The following is a 22,422-nucleotide window of genomic DNA, read 5'->3' as shown; positions in this document are numbered from 1 at the left end:
AATACACAGGTGTTTGTTATGACTTTTAACCCAATAATGTTTGCCCGCCACAGCAACGCAAGTAGTGCGGTTACTAACGCTTTGCAAACTAACAACAATCACGTTGTAATGGATTTTAGCGGCACCGAGACCAGTGTATTTTTAAGCACTATTTTAGGCCTTGATTTAACTAAGCTTACCGCCAGCGGTTTAGGCTTAAAAGGCACGCTTGATGGCGACTATAATTCTGACTTCAGCTTTGCTGTTTATTACTTTAGCGAAACCGCCTTTAGATTTGTATTGCCACACAACGCAAGCCTTCAACTACAAGCACTTATAAACGAGCAACAGCTTCGTTTTGATATTGATTATGTAGTACGCACCGACCTAGCAAGCTTTATTTTAAGTGGCGACAACGCGTTTGATACTCTAGTAAATGCTTTTAAATTAACACCCGGTTTGCGCCTTTCTGACGCGCAACTATGCTACGGTGCGCAAAGTGGTGATGTATTTATTACCGCCATTGATAAAAACGACGAACAACACTTTGTATTAGTCGCTAAACAACAAGAATTACAAAAATGGCAAAGCTACATGCAAGCGCAAGGTTTTGCACTTATGCATAGTGAAGCCGCATAACGAATACAAACAACAGGTGAACACAACAATGTTTACCTGTTTTTAATTGCGATTAAGCAATTAAAGTCTATTTAAGCCACGCCCTAAACAGGGTTAATTTAAACGTGAAGGAATGTTATGACTTCTAAAACTGTACTACATGCTAAGCACCTAGAAGCGGGCGCTAAAATGGTTGATTTTCATGGCTGGGAAATGCCAATCAACTACGGCTCACAAATAGAAGAACACAATAGCGTGCGTACCGACGCAGGTATGTTTGACGTATCACACATGACTATTGTTGATATTGAAGGGCCTCAAGCACAAGCATTTTTACGTAAGCTAGTAGCTAACGACGTTGCAAAATTAACCGTACCAGGTAAAGCGCTTTACACAGGCATGCTTAACGAGCAAGGCGGTGTAATAGACGACTTAATTATTTATTTCTTTAGCGAAACCTTTTACCGCCTAGTTGTTAACTCAGCAACGCGCGAAAAAGACCTAGCGCATTTAGCTAACGTATCGAGCGACTTTGACGTAACTGTTACAGAGCGCCCTGAGTTTGCAATGATTGCAGTACAAGGCCCTAACGCTAAAGCAAAAACAGCCACTCTTTTAAATGCTGAGCAACAAGCAGCTGTTGAAGGCATGAAGCCGTTTTTTGGTGTTCAAGTAGGTGATTTATTTATTGCCACAACGGGTTATACTGGCGAAGACGGTTACGAAATAGTAGTACCGAATGACCAAGCAGCCGATTTATGGCAACAACTGCTAGACGCAGGTGTTAAGCCTGCTGGTTTAGGTGCACGCGACACGCTACGTTTAGAAGCCGGTATGAACCTTTACGGCCTAGATATGGACGAAAGCGTATCACCACTTGCAGCTAACATGGCATGGACCATTGCATGGGAACCAGAAGATCGCGAATTTATTGGCCGTGACGTACTTGTTAAGCAACGCGCAGAAAAAAGCACTGACAAACTAGTTGGCTTAGTGTTTGAAGAAAAAGGCGTTTTGCGTAGCGGTTCTAAAGTAATTGTTGACGGTGGGATAGGTATTATTACATCAGGTACTTTTTCACCAACACTTGGTTTTAGTGTAGCCCTTGCACGTGTACCACGTTCAACGGGCGACACAGCTCAAGTAGAAATGCGTAAAAAATTAGTAAACGTTAAAGTAGTAAAGCCTAGCTTTGTACGTAACGGTAAATCAATAATTTAAATAATTTGGTTATACCAATCACAATAATTATTGCGATTGGTATCCTCCCAATATAAACCAAAGGACAAATAAAATGAGCAATATTCCTAGCGAGTTAAAATACGCACCTTCACACGAGTGGGTTCGCAGTGAAGGCGACGGTACATTTACTGTTGGTATTTCTGAGCATGCACAAGAACTTCTTGGCGACATGGTATTTGTTGAATTACCAGAAGTTGGCGACGAAGTAGACGCTGGCGAAGACTGTGCAGTAGCAGAGTCAGTTAAAGCAGCATCAGACATTTACGCACCTATCAGTGGCGAAATTGTTGCAATTAACGAAGAGCTTGAAGATTCACCTGAAACAGTAAACAACGACGCTTACGGCGACGGCTGGTTATTCCGTATTAAAGCATCTGACGAGTCTGAGCTAGACAACTTATTAGACGCTGAAGGTTACTCGCACACTATCGACGAAGAATAATCATTTTTTGAAGATAACTAAAAGCCCCGTTTAATGTATAAAAATGGGGCTTTTATGATTTTACAGCTCACCACCCCATACTGAGTGAACTGTTAAATCGTCAAATATTTTAATTAATGCTAGTTACCCATTAGCATTTAGGATCATAGGAATCTGGATTCATGTCAAACGCCAAATCTCTTGAAGAACTAGAGCAAAAGCAAGATTTTATTCGCCGCCATATTGGGCCAAGCCCAGCACAAGTAAGCGATATGCTAAGTGCTTTAGAAGTATCGAGTGTGCAAGAGCTCATTGACCAAACTGTACCGGCTAGCATTCGTCTAGAACAACCGCTAACAGTTGGCGAAAGCCGTACTGAAGTTGAAACACTAAGCTACCTAAAATCAGTAGCCAGCAAAAATAAAGTTTTCAAATCGTACATTGGCCAAGGCTACCACCCAACTAACGTACCGCACGTAATTTTACGTAACGTACTAGAAAATCCAGGTTGGTATACAGCGTACACACCGTATCAGCCAGAGATTGCTCAAGGGCGTTTAGAATCATTATTAAACTTCCAAACTATGACCCTAGATTTAACTGGTCTTGATTTAGCAAGTGCATCACTACTTGACGAATCAACAGCCGCTGCAGAGGCTATGGGCCTTGCAAAACGCGTATCAAAAGCTAAAAAAGCCAATGCCTTTTTTATTGCCGACGACGTACACACACAAACAATCGACGTAGTAACAACGCGTGCCGAGCAGTTTGGTTTTGAAATAATTGTAGGTAAAGCAGAAGATGCCGTAAATCACGACATTTTTGGCGCATTGTTCCAATACCCAACTACATCAGGCGAAGTGGTAGATATAACTGACCTAATTGCTGGCGTACAAAGCAAAAAGGCCATTGCCTGTGTTGCTGCCGACATAATGAGTTTATTACTATTAAAAGCACCGGGTAAACTAGGCGCAGACGTAGTACTTGGTTCGGCTCAACGTTTTGGCGTACCTATGGGTTACGGCGGTCCACACGCTGCATTTTTTGCAACACGTGACGCATACAAACGTTCATTACCAGGTCGTATTATTGGTGTATCTAAAGACCGTTTAGGTAACGACGCACTACGTATGGCAATGCAAACGCGCGAACAACATATTCGCCGCGACAAAGCCAACTCAAACATTTGTACAGCGCAGGTATTACTTGCCAACATGGCAGCGTTTTACGCGGTGTACCACGGCCCACAAGGCTTAAAAACTATCGCGCAGCGTATACATCGCTTTGCTGATATTTTAGCAAGTGGTCTTAAAGCTAAAGGCATCGCACTTAAGCACAGCACGTGGTTTGATACGCTAACAGTAGTAAGCGACAGCAAAAACGACGTAACAGCACGTGCAATTGCAAAAGGCGTAAACTTTGCAACAAACCACGAAGGCGAGTATTCAATTTCGGTATCAGAGACAACAACACGTGCCGATGTAGCTGAGTTATTCGATATTATTTTAGGCGAAGGCCATGGCCTAAGTGTTGACGCTATTGCAGCCGACGTTGAAGCAAATGGCAGCGAGTCAATTCCTGCAAGTTTAGTACGTGATGACGAAGTACTAACGCATCCAAACTTTAACAGCTACCACAGCGAAACAGACATGCTTCGCTACATCAAGCGACTAGAAAGCAAAGACTTATCGCTTAATCACTCAATGATCTCGTTAGGCTCATGTACCATGAAACTAAACGCGACTGCCGAGATGATCCCAATTACGTGGCCTGAGTTTGCAAACCTTCACCCATTCTGCCCGCTAGATCAAGCAGAGGGTTACCAAATAATGATTGGCGAGCTACACGACTGGTTAGTAAACATTACCGGTTACGATGCAGTATCACTACAGCCAAACTCTGGCGCGCAAGGTGAATACGCAGGCTTAATCGCGATTCGTAAATACCACGAGTCACGCGGCGATGCACACCGTAATGTATGTTTGATCCCAAGCTCTGCGCACGGTACTAACCCTGCATCAGCGCAAATGGCGAGCATGAAAATTGTGGTAGTTAACTGCGACAAAAACGGTAACGTAGACATGGTTGACCTTAAAGCGAAAGCTGAGGAAGTGTCTGAAAACTTATCGTGCATCATGATCACATACCCGTCTACGCACGGCGTATACGAAGAAACAATTCGCGAAATTTGTGACATTATTCATGAGCACGGCGGCCAAGTTTACATGGACGGCGCAAACATGAACGCGCAAGTTGGCGTAACAAGCCCAGGCTTTATTGGCTCAGACGTATCGCACTTAAACTTGCATAAAACATTTTGTATTCCACACGGTGGCGGTGGTCCAGGTGTTGGCCCAATTGGTGTTAAATCGCACCTTGCGCCGTTTATGCCAAACCACAGCGTAATTAACGTACCAGGTACTAACATCGGTAACGGTGCGGTATCGGCAGCGCCTTACGGCTCAGCCGCTATTTTACCTATTTCATGGGCTTACATCACCATGATGGGCAGCGAGGGCTTAAAACAAGCTACTGAAATGGCAATTGTTAATGCTAACTACTTAACGCATGAGCTAAGCAAGCATTTCCCAATTTTATACCGTGGTCGTAACAACCGTGTTGCTCACGAATGTATTGTTGACTTACGCCCGCTTAAAGAGCTATCAGGCATTACTGAAATGGACGTAGCTAAGCGTTTGCAAGATTACGGCTTCCATTCACCAACTATGTCGTTCCCAGTAGCTGGCACATTAATGATTGAGCCAACTGAGTCTGAATCAAAAGGTGAGATTGACCGCTTTATCGAAGCAATGGTGTCAATTAAAGGCGAAATTGAAAAAGTAATCTCTGGCGAATGGTCAATCGAAAACAACCCGCTAGTGTTTGCACCGCATACACAAGGCGACGTATTAGGTAACGAATGGGACCGCGCGTACGACCGTTTTTACGCTGCATTCCCAGTGCCTGCAGTAGCTAAAAACAAGTTCTGGCCAACCGTTACACGTATTGATGACGTATACGGCGACCGTAACTTAGTGTGTGCTTGTCCATCGGTTGAGACTTATCGCGACTAAGAACAGAGACTAATTTTTTGACCTTTAATGGGTAGTAAGTCCCATTATAGTTTGGGAATTTATCAAAATTAAAAAAGTCGTTGCAGCAATGCAACGGCTTTTTTGTGTGTGGTGATTCGCCATAAATTATATGGGCGTAGGTTGGGAAGAGTGAAACGAAACCCAACAAATCACAAATATACTTACTCACTTAAAAGCCAAGAGTATGTGTTATTTATTGTAGGCGTTTAGCTTGCTGACGCGCGGGCGGCAGCCTGAATAAGTATTTGAATAGGTGTTTGAGGTCACCATCATCGATAACGCGAATACGTTTCGCATTTTTTTAAGATTAGAAACCTTATTCAAGGTTTTGTCGCGCTGGCGACAGCAGCCAAAGAGGGGCTGCCGCTGGTCCCTCTCTGGTCTATCTTCGTCTTATCGCGCATCCATACGCGATATTACTAATCAATTGCTCATTTTAATGGCGTGGTGACGGGGGAAGGTGTTAAACGTGATAATTGTTTTGGCCTTGGCAAGAAACAAGACCTGACCCTTTGCATTTTTCTGTATTCTAGACTTTAGCGAGTAACTTTAGCTTTAATAAATGCTTAACTTTGCAGGTATGGCTATTTGTTGGCTTTATTTGTGAGTTGTATGTTTTTTTGTTTACAAATTATTGCAATTTAGTTGCTAAATAACTTGTTGTTGCTCTATTTAAGTTGAGATAATGAAACGGAATAAACTTAATGGACTAATAAAAATGAATAAATTTATACTTACCCCACTCGCTATTGCACTTTCTTTAACGCTCAGCGCATGTGGTGGCTCTTCATCAGATGGGAATTCTGCAAGCTCATTAAATGGCGGCAGTACTGCTCAGCTTCAAACTATTTCATTACAAGCATTAACTCGCCAGTGCGGGACCGATTCTGCGTATCAAACTGATGTTGTTTTTCATAACGACGATGGTGATGCTATAGGCTCTGTTAAAACCGACGCCCAAGGTAATTTCTCAGGTGAACTACCTTCTGGTACAAGACATGTATCATTACTGGGCGATGTGGTTGATGAGACCGACGGTGGTTATAAGCAAATTTTCACTGAGCTTGATATTGAAAATAGAGCTAATTTAGGCAAGTTTTATTTTAATAACTTTAGCGAAGGTTGTGGGTGTACTGAATATAATGTTGATACAACAGCGCTAAGTACGATTGCATCTGATTACACGATATACCAATCTCAAGGTAATGAGGTTTCAGGTTCTGTAAATATTTGTCCTAGTGACAATAAGCTCTATTTAACAGCGCTGTCTAGGTATTCAGTTGATGCAAAAGCAGCAGTTATTGATGTACCGGTAAACTCGTCAGTTATTACGCTAACTGATGAAGATTTTATTCATGACGGTGTTGAAGTTCCTGTTCAATTAGATTTTAATGCTGATTATTCTAGTACTAGAGGTTATATTGAAGCTGAAAATACTTATCAGTTTGTTCAATATAGTTTTTCAGGAATATCAGACACTCTTTTTATATTCCCCACAGTAACTGAGCACAATTCTTATGTGCAGTTTGATTTTATGTCCGACCCGATGAACGTAGATGGTGTTGAAGTTGATATCCACAGTTATGCTCGAAGCGCAATAGAAACTGATGGTGATTATCAGCTGACAGAGCTTCCCACGATTACTGATGATTTAGGGTTTAGTTTACTTCAGATTACTGAAAACAATGATGCAAGCTTTGACTTTAGCAATGTAGATAACCGGTTTGCTCGAACAACATGGGGTTATAGTTTTTTAGTTGATGATGCTGCAGAAAGCAGGTTTGATTGGACAATAAGAGGTGGCATAAGCGGTCAAATTCCTGATTTATCTTTCGGTAGTATTTTTCCTGAACCTACCGATGAAGTTATTTTAGAAGAGCTAACGTTATTACTTTATGGCTATGCTGGTAATGCAACCGATGCAAACAGTTATGCACAATTATTAGATACGATTTCTGAAGGCGGGCATTTAACTAAGCCTGAATTTAGTAATTACGTATATATATTCATAGGTGCTGAGTTGTATTAGTTGTCACGTTTTATTTTGTAGTATAAGGCCACATTTTTGGCCTTATACATTAAAATCAAAGGGGTCACTCATTAGAAAGTTCCAGTCAAGCAGGCTGCTGTGTTTTCTTGAACTTTTTATTCAAAAATCAAGTATTCTTATTATTTAAACTCAATTTAAATATGGCTACGCACTGTACCCTATACAACTATTAATGACGTCGATTGGTGTGAATATACACCATGGCTTGAATAAAGAACGCCATATGAGTTTAAGCGTTTTAATTGAGCATCATTGATGATTAATTAAGGCTCTTGGCTTACCTCTCAGTCATCGTTTAGTGCCAATATCGGCCCAAACAACAAATGCCTTGAAATTATACTTATAATCTCTATTATTGACATCAACAACACCCCTCCCGCTACCCGTAAGCTCAGCGCCCTGCGAGGGGTTAATTATTTCTATAGTATGGTAAAAGGATTTAGCCTTCATGCAAATCCCCAAAGCCCCATAACAACTGTGCAGCAAGTCGACTTTCTAGTGGAACCAAAGGCACTAAATTTTGACTAGACATCAAATACCTAGCTTTTTAGTTTATTGCTCATCGAGTTAATTACTCTGTCTAGACCACTGTGAATAGAATATGAAAATGCGTTTACCATGTGATTAACCGTGGGAGAGTGCATGAGAAAATAAAGGGCAATGTTATTGCCCTTTATTATGTGCTTAAACTAGTCGTTCTAAACTATAGCGCTACTAAGCTTTGCTCTAGCATTGCCTTTATTTGTTTTACTATTTTAGCTTCTGTTTCAGGTTCGAATTGTTGTATACGTGGGGTATGAATATGCCCTGTAGGTATACTTGAATTAAGCGCATCGCGCAGGCGAATACTGCGGTACGATATTTCGTTAGACAGGTAACCACCACCACCGCCATTAACCGCAATACTATTTTTAAGCTCGCCGTACGAACCGGCTTTATAGGTTTTTTCAAGCGTGGTGACTTCGTGATTGTCGATAACTTTATAAGGGCCTTTGGCTTGTTGCATGTAAGTTAAAGGCAAGCTAAATTTTACAAACTCGTTGCCCGGGAGTGGTCTGCCATTAAGCTTTGGTATTACTGGGCTTGTTTGCGTTCCACCATACACAATATTGGCATTATCGGGGGCAGTTACACTGCGACGTTTACCCGGAAAGTGCTCTAAATCAAATTCTGTTCTGCCCATACTTACGGTTACTACCATGTCTACATTATTAAGTGCGTAGTAGGGGGCAAGTAGCGATTCTATTATACCTTGATCAAAGTCTTCGTAGCGCACAGGCACCATAACGGTGTTAATTTCTGCGCTTATGCCGTTGTAATTAATAACTTGGCCGTCGAGTAATAACGCCGCAACACCTGAAGGATTACTTTGGTTTATGTTTTTATCGAGTAAAAATGGGTCAAAGCCAGTTAGTAATATTTTTTTAGTGCTGCCTGATGAAAAAGCAAGGTCGGTACGGCCTCTGCTGCCGTCCTCAAGCATTGTTAGTAAAGTATTTAGTTGAGCCTGCGTAATTGAAAATTTAGGTGACGTTGTGCGTATTACTTTGCTTGAAAGCAGGCGTGCCCAGTAAAGCTCTCGGTCGTCGTAGTTATTGGTTTTTAGTATGCGTTGTTTTGCGTTTTCCCACAGTTCAAAGCTGAAGCTTTGTACTAATGTTTTTGCACTTTTAAAGTCGTTTAATTCTTTAAATTGTTGCTCAAAACTTGATACTTGTGGGGTAAATGCATTTAAAACATTTGGCATTGCTGATTGTGCTTTGTTGATACGCTGTTCTTCAACAGTTAAAGGATTACTTAAAGCAGCGAATGAAGAGGCAATTAAGCTGGTCGCTAATAATACTTTGATCATAATACTCCTAAGATAAAGCTATTGTTTATGTGTAATTTACTATCCTACTATTGCTAACTTAGGGCAACCAATTAACGTTGAATCAACTGATATTTGCTTTTGCCGTGCATTAGTATTGTTTAACGGCCAATTAGTATCATCGGCTAATAAAAATCCCTGAGTCAAAAATTGATCTTTATAGGTACTACTTTAAGCTCTGATAAAAGTAAAAAGCCGTTACAGCAATGCAACGGCTTTTCATTATGGTTTTATGCGCTTCGGCTACACGAGCGAAAGGCCTTATATCCCTTTAAAACCCTCTATTAATCGTCAGGTCCTTTTAAGGTAAACACTAAATGTTTACGCATATCTTTTAAAATCACGCCCTTTTTAAGCATTGCGCCGCTTAAGCGTTTTTGCCACTTTAATAAGTCAGGCTCTGCGGCCGCTAAGGCTTGCTCGTTTTCAAACTGAAAGCACAGCAGTAGTGTACTTGGAAATAAGTGGTATTCCACATCAAACCAGCATTGCAGCATGCCTGGGAGCTCAGCACGGCCTTGTTCTTCTAATTTTTCAGCAGTATTAAGTACAAGTGCTTGCTGTTTTATTTGCACTGCAGAGAGTTTTTTCATTATTAAAATCCAAGTTAGCGGCTAAAAAATGCAGCCGGAATGCGTGCATTATACGCAAGCTTGTAGGCAGGCAACAACTTTGAAAGAGAGTTAATGTTTAATAGGTTAATGTTCAATAGAGTGTATCTGCTTAAAATAAAGGGTCTTGTCACAAGGCACCTCCAGTTTTTCCAACCTACGTAGGTTGGATAAGCGGCGCAGCCGTGCCATCCGACATTTTAAATTTAACCACAGAACCCCGGTTTGGATATTAATATGTTTTTTAGCTCAATAGTTAAGTAACCTTAATCAAGGCTTTAGCAAAGTTGCTTGCGACAACTGGGTATTGGTTGTCGCAAGCCGCCTTTAGAGCCTCACCGCATTACGCTTAATACTTATAAGAGGTATTAATAGGGAGGGCTTATTTAGATCGGCGTTTGTCTAGCACATAACGTACGGCCATTCTTGCAACACCCGCACCAATACCTGAGACCACTGCCCATGTAACGGCCTCTTTAAGATCTGTTTCTTCGCTTGGTCTATCTTTTGGGGCTGGTTCGTTGGTAACCTTTTCCCACGATTTTTGTAAAGTTTTCCTTGTTAACATACCTGCTGATGCAGCGGCGAGTCCTATACCTATCGTCGTAATTAGTTGTTTATTACTCATAATGTTCTCCTTTTTATAAATAACGGCAGCGTTATTTATGTGTAACTCTTTAAGTAAGAACATTAGTAACAGCAATTTATATACCGATAGAACCGTAAAGCCTTTAAATCGGGCTATTTTAAAATCTACACTTTAATATTCTTCCGCTAAAGCTTTATTAAACCCCGCGAGTATTTGTATTTATTAAATAACTACTTAATTTAGGGATGGTATTGGTTACGTATTTAAAATAATGCATTAAGCAAGGAGAGGGGGTTCTCACTAAGTGGGTATTGATGGAAAGTCTATTTGCAGCTGTATTTGCAAGTATCGACGTAATCTTTATTTTAGTTTTAATATTAAAGAATAACTAATCTGTTGTTTTTAGTTTTCTTTAAACCTTTAATATAATTAATTTTTATAATATATTTGAGTCGATAAAAATTTAGTAAACTCTAAATTATTGATTAAAAACCTCCCATTTAAAAGGACTTAATTACTTATGCATAATGATGCAATTCCAGGCGTTGAATTTATCGATAACGCTAATCAAAGAACTCCATGTGTGTTGGTGCTAGATGCTTCTGGCTCAATGGCTGGTGAGCCTCTAAAGCAGCTCAACCTTGGTCTTAAAGTTTTTGAAGAACAATTAAAAAGTGATTTGTCTGCCGCATTAAAAGTGCAGGTTCTTGTATTAGCTGTTGGAGGTCATGATGATGTAGAGGTAATACAGCCATGGGTAGATGCTGTAGATTTTAAAGCACCAACAATTGAAGCCGGAGGCTTAACCCCATTAGGTGCAGGAATGACGACGGCACTTAATGAGGTACAACAACAAAAGTTAGTATATGACGAGAATGGTATTTCAAGTACTCGACCTTGGATCATCGTATTATCTGATGGCTGTCCGACAGATTTGGATTGGGAACAATCAGCTGATGCGTGCCGTAAAGCTGAAGAAGATAAAAAAGTTGTTATTTTTCCAATAGGTACTGAAGGCGCAGATTTTGCAGCGCTGGGGCAGTTTTCTAATAAATCAGCAAAAAAATTGAAAGGATTAAATTTTACAGAACTTTTTGTTTGGCTTAGTCGTTCTATGGCAACAGTATCAGCAAGTGTTCCTGGTCAAAAAGTGCGCCTTCCTTCAGCCGATGAGTGGGCTGAGGTTGAGATTTAATGGCTGGGCGATTTCTTGGCTGCTCAGTTACTGGTTCATCGCATATTGATGGCAAGATACCTTGCCAAGACGCTTGGCAAGTAAAAAAAACGGCAATGGGACTTGTCGCTTGTGTATCTGATGGAGCAGGCTCTGCGCAATATTCACATCTAGGCTCAAAGCAATTAATTGATAAAGTATGTGAAGCATTAGCTCAAGAAAAAACGATTGGCGAAAGCGCAATAGTAAGCTTAAAAACTGCAATTAGTGAAGCTCGAAAGTGCGTTGCCCTGCAAGGTGAAATATCGGATTATCATGCCACCTTATGTGGCGTGGCAACTTCTCATGAGGGAAGTTTAGTGTTTCATATTGGTGATGGGATTGTTATTGGTATTAACCCTGAAGATTGGTCTGATTTTATTGTCAGCGAACCTGAAAATGGCGAATTTGCCGAAACCACTTATTTTTTTACTTTACCTGATTGGCAATCTCACTTACGTATTATGTGTGCTCCAGAACGTTATAAACTCTGGTTTTTAATGTCTGATGGCGCGGCTAGTTTTGCTGCATTAACAAATCCTTATAGACCCACAACTAACTTTTTGTTACCGATACACAATTACTTAGCTAGTGTAGATGACGCAACAGGACGCCACGCACTAAAAAACACTTTAAGTGATCCTCGTACCAATAGTATTACAAACGATGATAAAACCTTAGTTTGGTTATTGAATGAGTAATAGCGTAAACCTAATTTATCTTGATGGAAAAACAGCGCAAGTACAGTACAAAAAAAAGCCGATTAATAGCGGTGCTGATGGCACTATTTACGCTACTATTGACAACAAGTTAGCTTTAAAAATTTATCATGATCCAAACAAAGATATGCAACGGCAAGATAAATTGTGGCAGATGTTGTCGAATGCGCCGACAGCAGAGGGAATTTGTTGGCCTGTTGCCGTTATAAGTGATAAAAAAAATAACTTTATTGGTTATGCAATGCCTCTACTTGATTTAAGTCGTTGCTACACTATTGAAATGTTACTTTCTAAACGCTTGCGTGAGTCATTAAAAATAACCGACAGTTATAAGTTTAGGGTTACCGTTGCGATTAGTTTAGCGAGTAAGGTCGCAGAGCTTCACCGTTTGGGTCATTATATTATTGATTTAAAACCAGCAAACTTATCTTTTGATAAGCACACTGGTGATGTAATGGTTTTAGATTGCGACGGCTTTTCGATTAAAGGTGATAAAAAGAGATTTAAGGGGCATCAATATACGTCTGGTTATATTGCCCCCGAAGCTTTTGGCGGTAAAATACCACCTGAAAAGTTAGGAGTCGGTCAAGATTTATTCGCGTTGACTACAATACTCTTTCAGCTGTTAAATAACGGTTTACACCCATTCCAAGGCGTATCTAAAAATGGATATTCTTTACCAAGCGACAACCAAACTAAAATTACTGAGGGCCTTTATCCATATGCAATAAAAGTTCATGCAAAAATAAAGCCTTCTCCGTGGAGTATACACACTGATTTTTCTGACGTTTTGTCAAAAGCATTTACTCAAAGTTTAACGAGTAGAGTACGAACTAAAGCTAATATATGGCAAAAGTTACTACTAGAACAAAGTTTAAAGCTCAAAGTATGTAAACAAAATTCAGATCATGCCTATTGGCAAAAAGCTTGTCCACATTGCCAGCTTAATCAAAAAAAAGCGCAAGTTAAAAAAAATATAAAACCGAATATTAAGTCTGCAGTAAAGCGCAGTGCCCCTATAAATAATTCAAGTCAGTCATCTAATAACCAACCTGGTAGTGGTATAGGGGTGTATGCTGTATTTTTTACGATTGCGATCATTGTAACTCTTGTGGTTAATTTTCGTGGTGGTGTTAGCCCAGAGTCAACTTATAGCCAACCGCAAGCAACGCCTTCTCATATACAAACTAAACCAGTAGAAAACAAAGGGGTTAAGTTTGAACATAAAACAGTTCATAAAGCAAAAACGGCCAACTCATTATTAGGTAATGTGACTTATTATAAACATGACATGGTTTTGCTAAATAAGTCGAGAGAATTAGTTGAAATCCCTTTTTATCAGTTAACTGGTTTTAAATCGTCTGACGCTTTTCCGCTCATTAAACACTCTCCCTTTGGTAGAATATTCCCTAGTGATTCACCTCAAGTTAGTTTAAGTAAAATTGATTTTGAAATGGCAGGTAAAAAAGTTGGGCAACTTGAATATCGAAGCGATAGAGTTTACCACTTAGATGATTGGCAGTATGACAGTAATAGTGAGCAAGGTTATGTTTATAACTGTAAATACGATCCCAATATTTGCACGCACGTAACGCAAATAGGTATGCAAAAAAAAGTTAGTTTTAAATTTAATGATTTTAAAGCAGAAAAAAGTTTCCCCGATGAGAATACAGGTGTTTCGGCAGATAGTTATCGACCTTGGCGTTTTAACATCACTGAAAATGGTAAAAAAATTGTCATGCTCAGCAATTTTGAATTAGTTGTTTACGATATTGCCAACCCAAGTAAACCGATAATAAAACAAAGGCTTTCTAAGGAGTGGGATGAGTGGAATGTAACCCGCTTACTGAGTGTTAATAATGGACAAAGGTTATTTGTCGCTTTGGCTAAAAGTGAGCAATATGGAAAAAATTATCAGGGTTTTGTGACAGAGCTTTTGTTAGTTAACAACACTTATCAAGTCACTACTAATTTTGCTTCGTTGCCTGACTCTAATAAAATGTCAGGGGTTGATATTGCAACTAATCTTAAAGGCGATGTATTAGCGATAGGTGAATACATTCAACCTGAGCAAAATAACACAAGGTTCCATATACTTAATACGCCTGTAGAGGTAACCATTGCTCATCCGGTTATTAAATTATGGAAAAAAACAGCGCAAGGCTGGCAGGCTATCCGCTTGCCAAATGACCAAATAGTCACGTTAAAACAAAATGAACTAAGTCCAGATAAAGTGGTAACTAAAGTACCAGCAAATATTAGTAGGTCTGTACTTGTGGCGAATTTCAGTTCTGACTCTAAGGTAATGGGCGACCTGAGGTTTAACCGACAATTTATGTTGAGCAAATCAGGCGATGTTTTACTTTCAGGGATCACAGCAAGCAAAAGGCGAGATTACATAAAAGCGAAGGCTTCTATTTTTAAACTAAACTTTTTAGAAAATGAGTTTTTGTTAGCAGCCGAACTAGACAAAACTTATGATCCAATCAACCAATCAAATTCTCCATCTAATACAGCCTATCTTAGTTATTTGAGCGCTAGCTTATCGCACGATGGTAGTCAGGTTGCTTTAGGCTGGTTTGTATTTTTTGACGTTTTATCAAAAAGCAGTAAAACAAGATTTGAAAAGCAACGATATCAACTCGAACTTTTGAATGTTGAAGCAATGAAGGAATAATTCATGCTTCAACTTTAAAATGCATACCACAAGGGCTGTAATGATTGTAATACTGAAATTGATTTTTTTATAATACGAGCAAGATTGTTGACTTTATATTTGAACCTCTCTTATATATTTATTTTTAGCCATAACCTTTTTCTTTAAAAGTATACTTGGGCGTTATTGGTTGGTGGGCTTTGTTACTTGCTATATTAAGCTTGTGCTTCAGTTCCTAGTAAGGCACCGATATAGGCGAGTTCTTCGCTAAAAATACCATTCAAAAGAGCGTTTTGCTCAATTATTACAGCGTCATTAGGTTGGGCTTTGTATTCTTGTTGGCATCTTGCAAGCTCGATGGATAACCATTGGCAGGCGTTGCTAGCTGTGTTTATTGCTGTTTTTAAAAATGATGACCATTTTATTTTTTGCAAATTAAGGCGATAAAGCATAACTGCAATAGCCCCATAAGCTTGTTGCTCAAGCGAAGGTACATCTTCACTATTTATTGAAAGGCGACTTAAAAGCTTGGTATTAATTAGCGCTTGTTGCAGTGCAGCTTGCTGTGATTGACATAAAAAGTTGTTTTCGTAATCCATGGGCGGCCTATATCTGCTAATAGCAGGGCAATATAAAAAGGAGATTTAGCACAGTATTTTACGATTCATGCGCACCGAAAAATGAACCACAGTGATAACAAAATTAGACTGACTCTTTACTGAATTAATAAAACACAATTGTAACTGGGTAGGGGAATTGAAGAGGATAAGCGTCTTTGTTTTAACCTTCAAATCGCATGAAAAATAATGCTCTGTTGGTGTTTTTAATTTTATTGGTAAGCACGGTAATAACCATAGACAAGAGAGTGATAAAAACCTCTCTTTATTTCGCAAGGAATTTTGTTTATGTAGATAGGAGTTTTTTACAAAATTTAGCAATTTTTACTCTAATAATAAGAGAGTTAGTACGAGATTTTGTTTTATATTATTGATTTTAAATGATAATTTATTTGGTTTGAGTTTTGCTTGGTAGTAAGTGTATTTTCTTAAATAAATAAAGGAGTTATTATGAGTACCGTTATTACTGGGTTATTCGAAAGTGCATCACAAGCAACACTCGCAATTTATAGATTAGAAGCTTTAGGTATTAATGAAGCTGATATTAGTATTGTAGCCAACGACTCATACGCAAAGGAAGATTTTGCTGTAGACGAAGGTACTAAAGCTGCCGAGGGCGGCATTATAGGCGCGGCTTCAGGTGGTATTCTTGCTGCAATTATTGGCGGATTTACTGCCGTAGGGACTGTAGCAACAGGTGGTACAGGCTTATTAGTTGCCGGTCCATTAGTCGCTGCATTTGCTGCTGGTGGCGCAGGCGCTGCAGTTGGTGGTACTTTAGGTGCCGCAGTTGGTGCGTTTATCCCCGAGCACGAAATTAAGTATTATGAAGATGCCATTGAAAAAGGCTCTATATTAATTGGTATTAAGTACGATAGTGACAACAAAAACGCTATTGAAGAAATACTTAACAATGCAGGCGCAAGTAACGTTTCTACAGCGTAATGCTAGCTAATTAGTTTCAAAATTAATATGAAAGGTGAAACTTAGTTTCACCTTTTTTATGCTATTTTTTTGATTAGGCATAAAATCTAACTTTAAGTAGCGCTTACAATTAAGTTATTATTTTAACTGTATTAATACCAAGCCCGAGAACACTTTGAATTATTTAGCTCACCTTTATTTAGCACAGCCTACAGCCGATTCTCACTTTGGGAACTTGTTGGGCGACTTTGGTGGTAAAAGGCATGTAGAACACTTACCAAATACGGTTATAAACGGGCTCGATAACCACTATTTAGTCGATAAATTTACCGACTCCCACCGCGCAGTAAAACACGCTAAACAGTACTTTTCACCCGAGCGTAAGCGCTTTGCTGGTGTAGCTATTGATGTGGTGTTTGATCATTTTTTAATTGTGCATTGGCAACGATTTAGCAAGCAACCTTTAAGTGACTTTAAGTACACCAGCTATCAGCTTTTAAATAATCGCATACCTGTTATGCCAACGCGTATGCAGCATGTTGTAACAAGCATGACTAAAAACGATTGGTTTAAAGAGTACGAAACCGTTGAGGGAATAGGAGTAGCACTTGATAATATTGCTAACCGCATCCGTTTTACTAATAACTTTGCGGGGGCGGCTGATGATATAGCGCGTAACTACGATGAATTAGAAGCCGTGTTTTTAGCGTTCTTCCCGGAGCTAATTAAGCATGTAAGTGAGTTTGACCTTGAGAGCACTCCAAAAAATGACATAAAGCGCATTATTTAAAGTTTTCATCAATTGTTAACCTTTTGTGATAATTTAAGGTGGAAAAAACGCTACTCTAATACAAATTAATTTTTGAGTGTTTTTAATGAATCGCAATTACTTGGTTATTGTGAGCTTTGCCGTTTTAGCGGCATTTCAATCTGGTGCTGTATTGGCTTTTGACTTTGACTTAAAGTCGATACGCACCACTATTTCAAACCCTAACACTAGCCACGCGTTAATATACGACGACTTGGCTGGGAGTAATCAAAAAACACTGTTTTCGTTAGAGCCCATAAACAATCAACGTGTGGGTGTGTTTTTTGATATTAACGACATTGAAATTGGCTACTCTGCCGATATTTTTGAAGATGATGTTGAAACAAAAACACAAGATATACTGCTTTCGTATAGAAAATTTAAAAATTCTAAAATCACTTTTAACTATCAAACGCTTGAAGGGCTGCAAAGCACGGCTAGCAATTTAAGCGGCAATCAAACGGATCAAATTTTCTCGCAAAATACACGTTCAACCAAGTTTGAGCTATCTGGCCAACACAACTTCTATACCTTCAATAATAAAGAGTCTTTGTTTGAGCATTTTTTTCTTAATAGACCAAAGCTAAGCAGCAAATTTGATTTGTCGTTAAGTGTTGTTGGCGCGTGGTCTTTCAAGCATGTATCTCTTGAGAGTAAAGATAATATTGTGTTTCAGGCTGATTTTTTAAATTCGTCTGCACCACAGGTCACTAAGTTAATTTCTAATTCGTACGGGGCGAGTATTGGCTCGCTTTTATCATTTTCGTTGCCGCATAATGTTCACGTATTTGCTGAATACAAAGTAGGTAAGGGAAATATTCGAAATACAGACCCTGGGCTGGGGTTAAAAGATTCGGGCGGTGAAAAAGTAGCGGCATACGGCGGTGGTATTTCTTGGACTTCAAGTAACAAAAAACTCATGGTAGTACTACGTGCGTGGGAGCAAACAGGTAGGCATATAGATACTTCTTTTGGTGACTTGTCAGTAATTAAGTTTTTTTAATATTGAGTGCTGGGGCTCTCACTTAAGTTTTTTCAGAATTTTAGGGATAAGTAATTACACCTGCATGTAATTACTTAATAGTAATGAGTGCTTAGTTAGTCTTTCATTGAGCGCCATGCAAATGTAGATGCTGCAATAACGATCGCAATGGCAATACCTAAGTAGAGTGTTTCTATTGTGCCGCCGAACTCAACTGCGTGCTCTAAAAATAGTATTACCAGTACAACCGAAGTTACTTGTACCAGAGTTATTTTTAAATCATGAAAGTCTTTAATATTGAAAGCAGCAAGAAATTTACTTTCCTCAGGCTTAGATGGTGTTATAAATAGTCGGTACAAGCTAATAGCAATAACTTGTAAGGTAATTCCGATCAGTAGCAAATCAAGAATTTTCAGTAGTTCAACTATTAGGGCTTTACCGGCTTTAGCTGAATCAGGCAGGTCAAATAGCGTTGTTATTACTATATTAGCTACAATATTAATGCATGAAACATAAACGAGTAATGATGATATTGCAGCGGTAATAACGGCGATTACGACCAAAAACCGACTTGTTTGGAATATATTTTCCATGTTGCTCAACTTTATAATTAGACCTGACTTATACGAAACGTAGCTTAAGTTAGATCCCTTACGAACTTTTTACTTTTATATTTGCTTTAACATATTGGCTATTTACTTGTTAAGCATAGAAATAACAAATTTAACTGGAATATTATGAGTAAGAATAACGATGTACCTCAGGCTTATGTTAAGCAAGAGGAAGGTTATAGAATAAAAGCCTTAAGATTATACCCTTGGGTATGCGGGCGTTGTGCTCGTGAGTTTGAGTACTCTAATTTACGTGAGTTAACGGTGCATCATGTTGATCATAACCACAGTAATAATCCTGAAGACGGAAGTAACTGGGAGTTATTGTGTATTTATTGCCACGACAATGAGCACAATAAATACCACGAGCATATTATGTATGGCGGGTCGACTACAGATCGCAAAGTTGAGGCTGCAACGCATTCTCCATTTGCCGATTTAAAAGCGATGCTTAATAAATCAAAGTAATATTAGTTAAATTAAGAGCTTAAATCTAAAATTTTATTAATTTAAATGGCATTTTGAGGATGAACGGTTATAAACCGAAGCAACCTCAAAATTAACTTTAAATTGGTTTTATTAAAGCTCTTTTGCTGTTTTGTCTTTTATGTCAAACCAGTTTGAATCGGCTGAAGTAATAAAGCCAGGTACGTCTTTTAGCCATTGTTTTTGAACCGATTTATCAAGATTTAAATAAAGTTTGTTTTCAACAATTTTGAAAGCCTCTGGATCTACGTCAAACTTTTTCTCCATTGATACACCAAACGCACAAAAGCCACCAAATTGTGGTGCGTACTTTTCTGGGTTAGCTCTAAATAAGTCGCGATGCTTAGCTGAGCTGAACTTATAAATGGCATTTTTATGCGTTGCAGTATATTCAGAGCTGCCTGTTACCGCTTTGTTTTGGGTAAAGTAAGCAACGGTATCGTAACCACTAATTGCAATGTCGTTAACGTCGGCATTTGCGTCTATGTCTGCTGCAAAGCTTAGTGAACTTGCAAGGACTGATGCTGCAAAAAAAGCTGATTTAGTGAGTGTCGAAAATTTCATGTGTATCTCCAAAGGGTAATTTAATTAGTGTGTTTGTTTAAAACTCAACTGTACTTTATCGTTATTGCTTGGTTAATATGCGTCTATTAGTCTATATTTTCATACCAATAATCCAAAGAGGCGCTTATGGACGTACTTTCGAGTGTACTGAGTCACTTTTCGCTTAATGCCAATGTGTTTTTTAGTGGGAACATGTGCGGTACGAGTGACTTTAGTGACGATCAAGGTGTTGGGCATTTACATTTATTACGTTCTGGTACGTTAAAAGTGCGTAGTAATAGTGGCTTTGAAGTAGTTTTATCTACGCCTTCGGTTATTTTTTTTCCTCACTCTACAGGGCACTGTTTATTTTCGGATAAGGGTGACGGTGCTGATTTAGTGTGTGCACAAATTAGCTATCAAAGTGGCGGGCATAGCCCTTTATTGCAGGCGCTGCCTTTTTGCTTAAATTACGAATTAGCGGGTGATGGATTATTAACGCAGAGCGCTTTTTGGATTTTTGAAGAGGCATTTAAAGACGCCAGCGGTAAGCATTTAATTATAGATCGCTTATGCGATGTATTTTTAATTAGTGTGCTTCGTAAAGTACTAGAAGAAGGCACAATTAAAAGCGGGATGATGGCAGGGCTTGCCCATCCTCAGTTGGCTAAGGTATTAATAAAAATACACCAAACCCCAGAGCAAAGCTGGTCGCTTAGCGCTATGGCTGAGGAGTGTGGTATGTCGCGCTCTAAATTTGCCGATACCTTTAAGCGAGTAATTGAGCAAACACCGGCAGACTATTTGGCTGATTGGCGTTTGTCGGTTGCTAAAAAGCTTATTTTAAAAAATCAAAATATGGATTTAGTAGCTAATCAGGTTGGATACGAAAATGGCTCTGCACTTGCCCGTGTATTTAGAAAAAAAACAGGGCAAGCGCCAAAAGAGTGGTTATTGAGTCAGCAGTAAGCGTTATTTTTTGTGTGCTAATTACTATTTGTTTTTAATTAGGTAATTTGAATCGAGCGACCAAAAATTGTTTTCGAGCTTTTGTAGAGGTCGTTTGCTAGAGCCTGGCGATGCTTTATGTAATATTAAATTAATAAGATCTGAGCTGACCGCCGGATCACTATGAAAGTAGTCATGGCCTATTAGGCTGCCAGATTTAGGTACTTTAATTAGGCTTACGTTACCTACAGAAGTGAATATGTCTTGCTCGTTTATGTTTACATCTTTGGTGTTTAACCGACCAAAGCTCAAGCTGTTTGTTAGCCACTGTGAAATACCCAATGCGCTATCTTCTTGAGAGGTGTAAATGGTAATTTGTCCAAATGCAGGTCCAAATTGCTCTGCCATTAGTCTTTGTTTAATAATACCAAAATCGAGATCAGGGGCTGCTAAAATTAAGTTTTCGATACGCAGGTCTTCTCTGGGGTTTCCGCCACTGGCTCTGTTCTCAATTATAAGCTCTCTAAGTGTTGTGGTTACTACATCGGTGCCACGGCTATGCGCAATAATATGAATGTTTTCTATTTCAGGATTTTTGAAAAGTAGTCGTAAGGTTTCTTTTAAATGAAAAATAGTAAATTGACCAGACTCTTTATCTTCAAAATAGCCGGTTAATCCTGTGGCGGCAGCAGGCCAAGAGTAAACAATAGGTACGCCTTGTCGGTTTAAAAAATGCCATATACCGGCAAGGGTAAATACCGATTCGTTAAAGGTATTATTAAAGCCATGCACAAACAAAATAACGTCTTTATTATTACTGTTTTTTAAACGCTGATTAATGTTTTTGTTTAACTGGGTTTCGTGAAAAATTTTGCGTTCTAAAATATCTTCGTCAATTTGGAGTTTGTTTTTTACGCGTCTAAATTTATAAGGCGATAAAGGGAAGCGACCTAATTCATCCGCTTTCTCCATTACGTAAGTCAAATTTGCGGAGCGATTTTTAAGACTACTTTGCTTTAATAGCTCACCCCACTGCAACGACCTATCGCCAAAATTTACTTTTGCTACACCGTACGCAATTGATGGCGAGCGACTTGCGTTATACATAACCCCCTCTTTTTCAGAAATTGCTCGGTCTGTAACATAGAGTAATTCCATACTTGTATTATGTAGGTTTTTAGGTACTTGGGCTTCTGAATAAGGCGTACTTACATATAAATTGGGTGTAGGCATTAAAGCTGGGTTTGAAGTACAAGCAGATAGCAAAATAATGAGCAAAGGGGCGAAAATATAGGATTTACCTAGAGGGTGAAAAAGCATGCTTATTCCTTATTTTCGGTTTGTAAATTTTTTTAAAGAGGTTAAGTATAAAATTAGCGTATAAAAAGTAACATATTTATTACCTTTTACACATCACATACTAATTTTATAATTTATTGT

General features: G+C 39.0%; 20 protein-coding genes. 13 read left to right on the top strand and 7 right to left on the bottom strand.

Annotation, left to right across the window (positions count from 1 at the left end):
* Positions 1-18: 18 nt before the first annotated feature.
* From GQR45_RS08060 to GQR45_RS08040, 5 genes are all read left to right on the top strand, one after another.
* Positions 19-618: a hypothetical protein gene (locus GQR45_RS08060; protein WP_010554322.1), complete on the top strand. Its 600-nt coding sequence runs from the start codon at positions 19-21 to the stop codon at positions 616-618.
* Between the two features lie 117 nt (positions 619-735).
* Positions 736-1,818 carry a glycine cleavage system aminomethyltransferase GcvT gene (gcvT, locus tag GQR45_RS08055; RefSeq protein ID WP_165725641.1) on the top strand — a complete coding sequence of 361 codons (1,083 nt, stop codon included), beginning with the start codon at positions 736-738 and terminating at the stop codon, positions 1,816-1,818.
* A 73-nt stretch (positions 1,819-1,891) separates the two neighbouring features.
* A complete protein-coding gene (gene gcvH, locus GQR45_RS08050; RefSeq protein ID WP_024590231.1) occupies positions 1,892-2,281 on the top strand; it encodes a glycine cleavage system protein GcvH in 390 nt (129 codons plus the stop codon).
* Positions 2,282-2,442: 161 nt separating this feature from the next.
* Entirely contained in the window at positions 2,443-5,334 is a 2,892-nt protein-coding gene (gene gcvP / locus GQR45_RS08045) for an aminomethyl-transferring glycine dehydrogenase (protein ID WP_165725640.1), read from the top strand.
* A 739-nt stretch (positions 5,335-6,073) separates the two neighbouring features.
* On the top strand, positions 6,074-7,384 hold the full coding sequence (locus tag GQR45_RS08040) for a hypothetical protein (RefSeq protein WP_165725639.1): 1,311 nt from the start codon (positions 6,074-6,076) through the stop codon (positions 7,382-7,384).
* Positions 7,385-8,108: 724 nt separating this feature from the next.
* On the opposite strand, the gene GQR45_RS08035 is transcribed toward GQR45_RS08040, so the two are convergent.
* The 3 genes from GQR45_RS08035 to GQR45_RS08025 form a co-directional block, all read right to left on the bottom strand.
* On the bottom strand, positions 8,109-9,257 hold the full coding sequence (locus tag GQR45_RS08035; RefSeq protein ID WP_165725638.1) for a hypothetical protein: 1,149 nt from the start codon (positions 9,255-9,257) through the stop codon (positions 8,109-8,111).
* Positions 9,258-9,559: 302 nt separating this feature from the next.
* Positions 9,560-9,868: a hypothetical protein gene (locus GQR45_RS08030; protein WP_007579961.1), complete on the bottom strand. Its 309-nt coding sequence runs from the start codon at positions 9,866-9,868 to the stop codon at positions 9,560-9,562.
* 400 nt (positions 9,869-10,268) lie between these two features.
* Entirely contained in the window at positions 10,269-10,514 is a 246-nt protein-coding gene (locus GQR45_RS08025; RefSeq protein ID WP_002958040.1) for a DUF4235 domain-containing protein, read from the bottom strand.
* Between the two features lie 481 nt (positions 10,515-10,995).
* Here GQR45_RS08025 and GQR45_RS08020 point away from each other — a divergent pair, with 481 nt between their 5' ends.
* From GQR45_RS08020 to GQR45_RS08010, 3 genes are read left to right on the top strand one after another with little or no spacing between them, the layout of a single operon-like run.
* On the top strand, positions 10,996-11,670 hold the full coding sequence (locus GQR45_RS08020) for a VWA domain-containing protein (protein WP_165725637.1): 675 nt from the start codon (positions 10,996-10,998) through the stop codon (positions 11,668-11,670).
* Positions 11,670-12,389, top strand: coding sequence for a PP2C family serine/threonine-protein phosphatase (locus GQR45_RS08015; protein ID WP_165725636.1), 720 nt, complete (start codon positions 11,670-11,672; stop codon positions 12,387-12,389). The genes GQR45_RS08020 and GQR45_RS08015 overlap by 1 nt, the downstream gene beginning before the upstream one ends.
* Complete coding sequence (locus tag GQR45_RS08010; protein WP_165725635.1) at positions 12,382-15,084, top strand: hypothetical protein; 2,703 nt, start codon at positions 12,382-12,384, stop codon at positions 15,082-15,084. The genes GQR45_RS08015 and GQR45_RS08010 overlap by 8 nt, the downstream gene beginning before the upstream one ends.
* 194 nt (positions 15,085-15,278) lie before the next feature.
* Here the strand turns inward: GQR45_RS08010 and GQR45_RS08005 are convergent, their stop codons facing one another.
* Complete coding sequence (locus tag GQR45_RS08005) at positions 15,279-15,662, bottom strand: hypothetical protein (protein WP_165725634.1); 384 nt, start codon at positions 15,660-15,662, stop codon at positions 15,279-15,281.
* Positions 15,663-16,130: 468 nt separating this feature from the next.
* Here GQR45_RS08005 and GQR45_RS08000 point away from each other — a divergent pair, with 468 nt between their 5' ends.
* The 3 genes from GQR45_RS08000 (at position 16,131) to GQR45_RS07990 (ending at position 18,415) form a co-directional block, all read left to right on the top strand.
* Entirely contained in the window at positions 16,131-16,625 is a 495-nt protein-coding gene (locus tag GQR45_RS08000; protein ID WP_007378461.1) for a hypothetical protein, read from the top strand.
* Positions 16,626-16,779: 154 nt separating this feature from the next.
* On the top strand, positions 16,780-17,394 hold the full coding sequence (locus GQR45_RS07995; protein WP_165725633.1) for an ACP phosphodiesterase: 615 nt from the start codon (positions 16,780-16,782) through the stop codon (positions 17,392-17,394).
* A gap of 85 nt (positions 17,395-17,479) precedes the next feature.
* Entirely contained in the window at positions 17,480-18,415 is a 936-nt protein-coding gene (locus GQR45_RS07990) for a hypothetical protein (protein ID WP_165725632.1), read from the top strand.
* Between the two features lie 95 nt (positions 18,416-18,510).
* Here the strand turns inward: GQR45_RS07990 and GQR45_RS07985 are convergent, their stop codons facing one another.
* The gene (locus tag GQR45_RS07985) at positions 18,511-18,987 is read right to left on the bottom strand and encodes a YqhA family protein (protein WP_007581432.1); all 477 of its coding nucleotides are present in this window, start codon (positions 18,985-18,987) and stop codon (positions 18,511-18,513) included.
* 144 nt (positions 18,988-19,131) lie between these two features.
* On the opposite strand from GQR45_RS07985, the gene GQR45_RS07980 reads away from it, so the two are divergent.
* On the top strand, positions 19,132-19,473 hold the full coding sequence (locus GQR45_RS07980) for a YajD family HNH nuclease (RefSeq protein ID WP_007581433.1): 342 nt from the start codon (positions 19,132-19,134) through the stop codon (positions 19,471-19,473).
* 111 nt (positions 19,474-19,584) lie between these two features.
* On the opposite strand, the gene GQR45_RS07975 is transcribed toward GQR45_RS07980, so the two are convergent.
* Positions 19,585-20,055 carry a YHS domain-containing (seleno)protein gene (locus tag GQR45_RS07975; RefSeq protein ID WP_008165251.1) on the bottom strand — a complete coding sequence of 157 codons (471 nt, stop codon included), beginning with the start codon at positions 20,053-20,055 and terminating at the stop codon, positions 19,585-19,587.
* A 126-nt stretch (positions 20,056-20,181) separates the two neighbouring features.
* Here GQR45_RS07975 and GQR45_RS07970 point away from each other — a divergent pair, with 126 nt between their 5' ends.
* On the top strand, positions 20,182-21,003 hold the full coding sequence (locus GQR45_RS07970) for an AraC family transcriptional regulator (RefSeq protein WP_165725631.1): 822 nt from the start codon (positions 20,182-20,184) through the stop codon (positions 21,001-21,003).
* Positions 21,004-21,027: 24 nt separating this feature from the next.
* Here GQR45_RS07970 and GQR45_RS07965 read toward each other — a convergent pair whose 3' ends face one another.
* On the bottom strand, positions 21,028-22,302 hold the full coding sequence (locus GQR45_RS07965; protein WP_165725630.1) for an alpha/beta hydrolase: 1,275 nt from the start codon (positions 22,300-22,302) through the stop codon (positions 21,028-21,030).
* Positions 22,303-22,422 lie beyond the last annotated feature (120 nt).

Origin of the sequence: Pseudoalteromonas sp. SA25 (assembly GCF_011378705.1) — a bacterium.
Classification (GTDB): Bacteria; Pseudomonadota; Gammaproteobacteria; order Enterobacterales; family Alteromonadaceae; genus Pseudoalteromonas; species Pseudoalteromonas arctica.
This window is presented reverse-complemented; position numbering and strand designations above follow the sequence as displayed.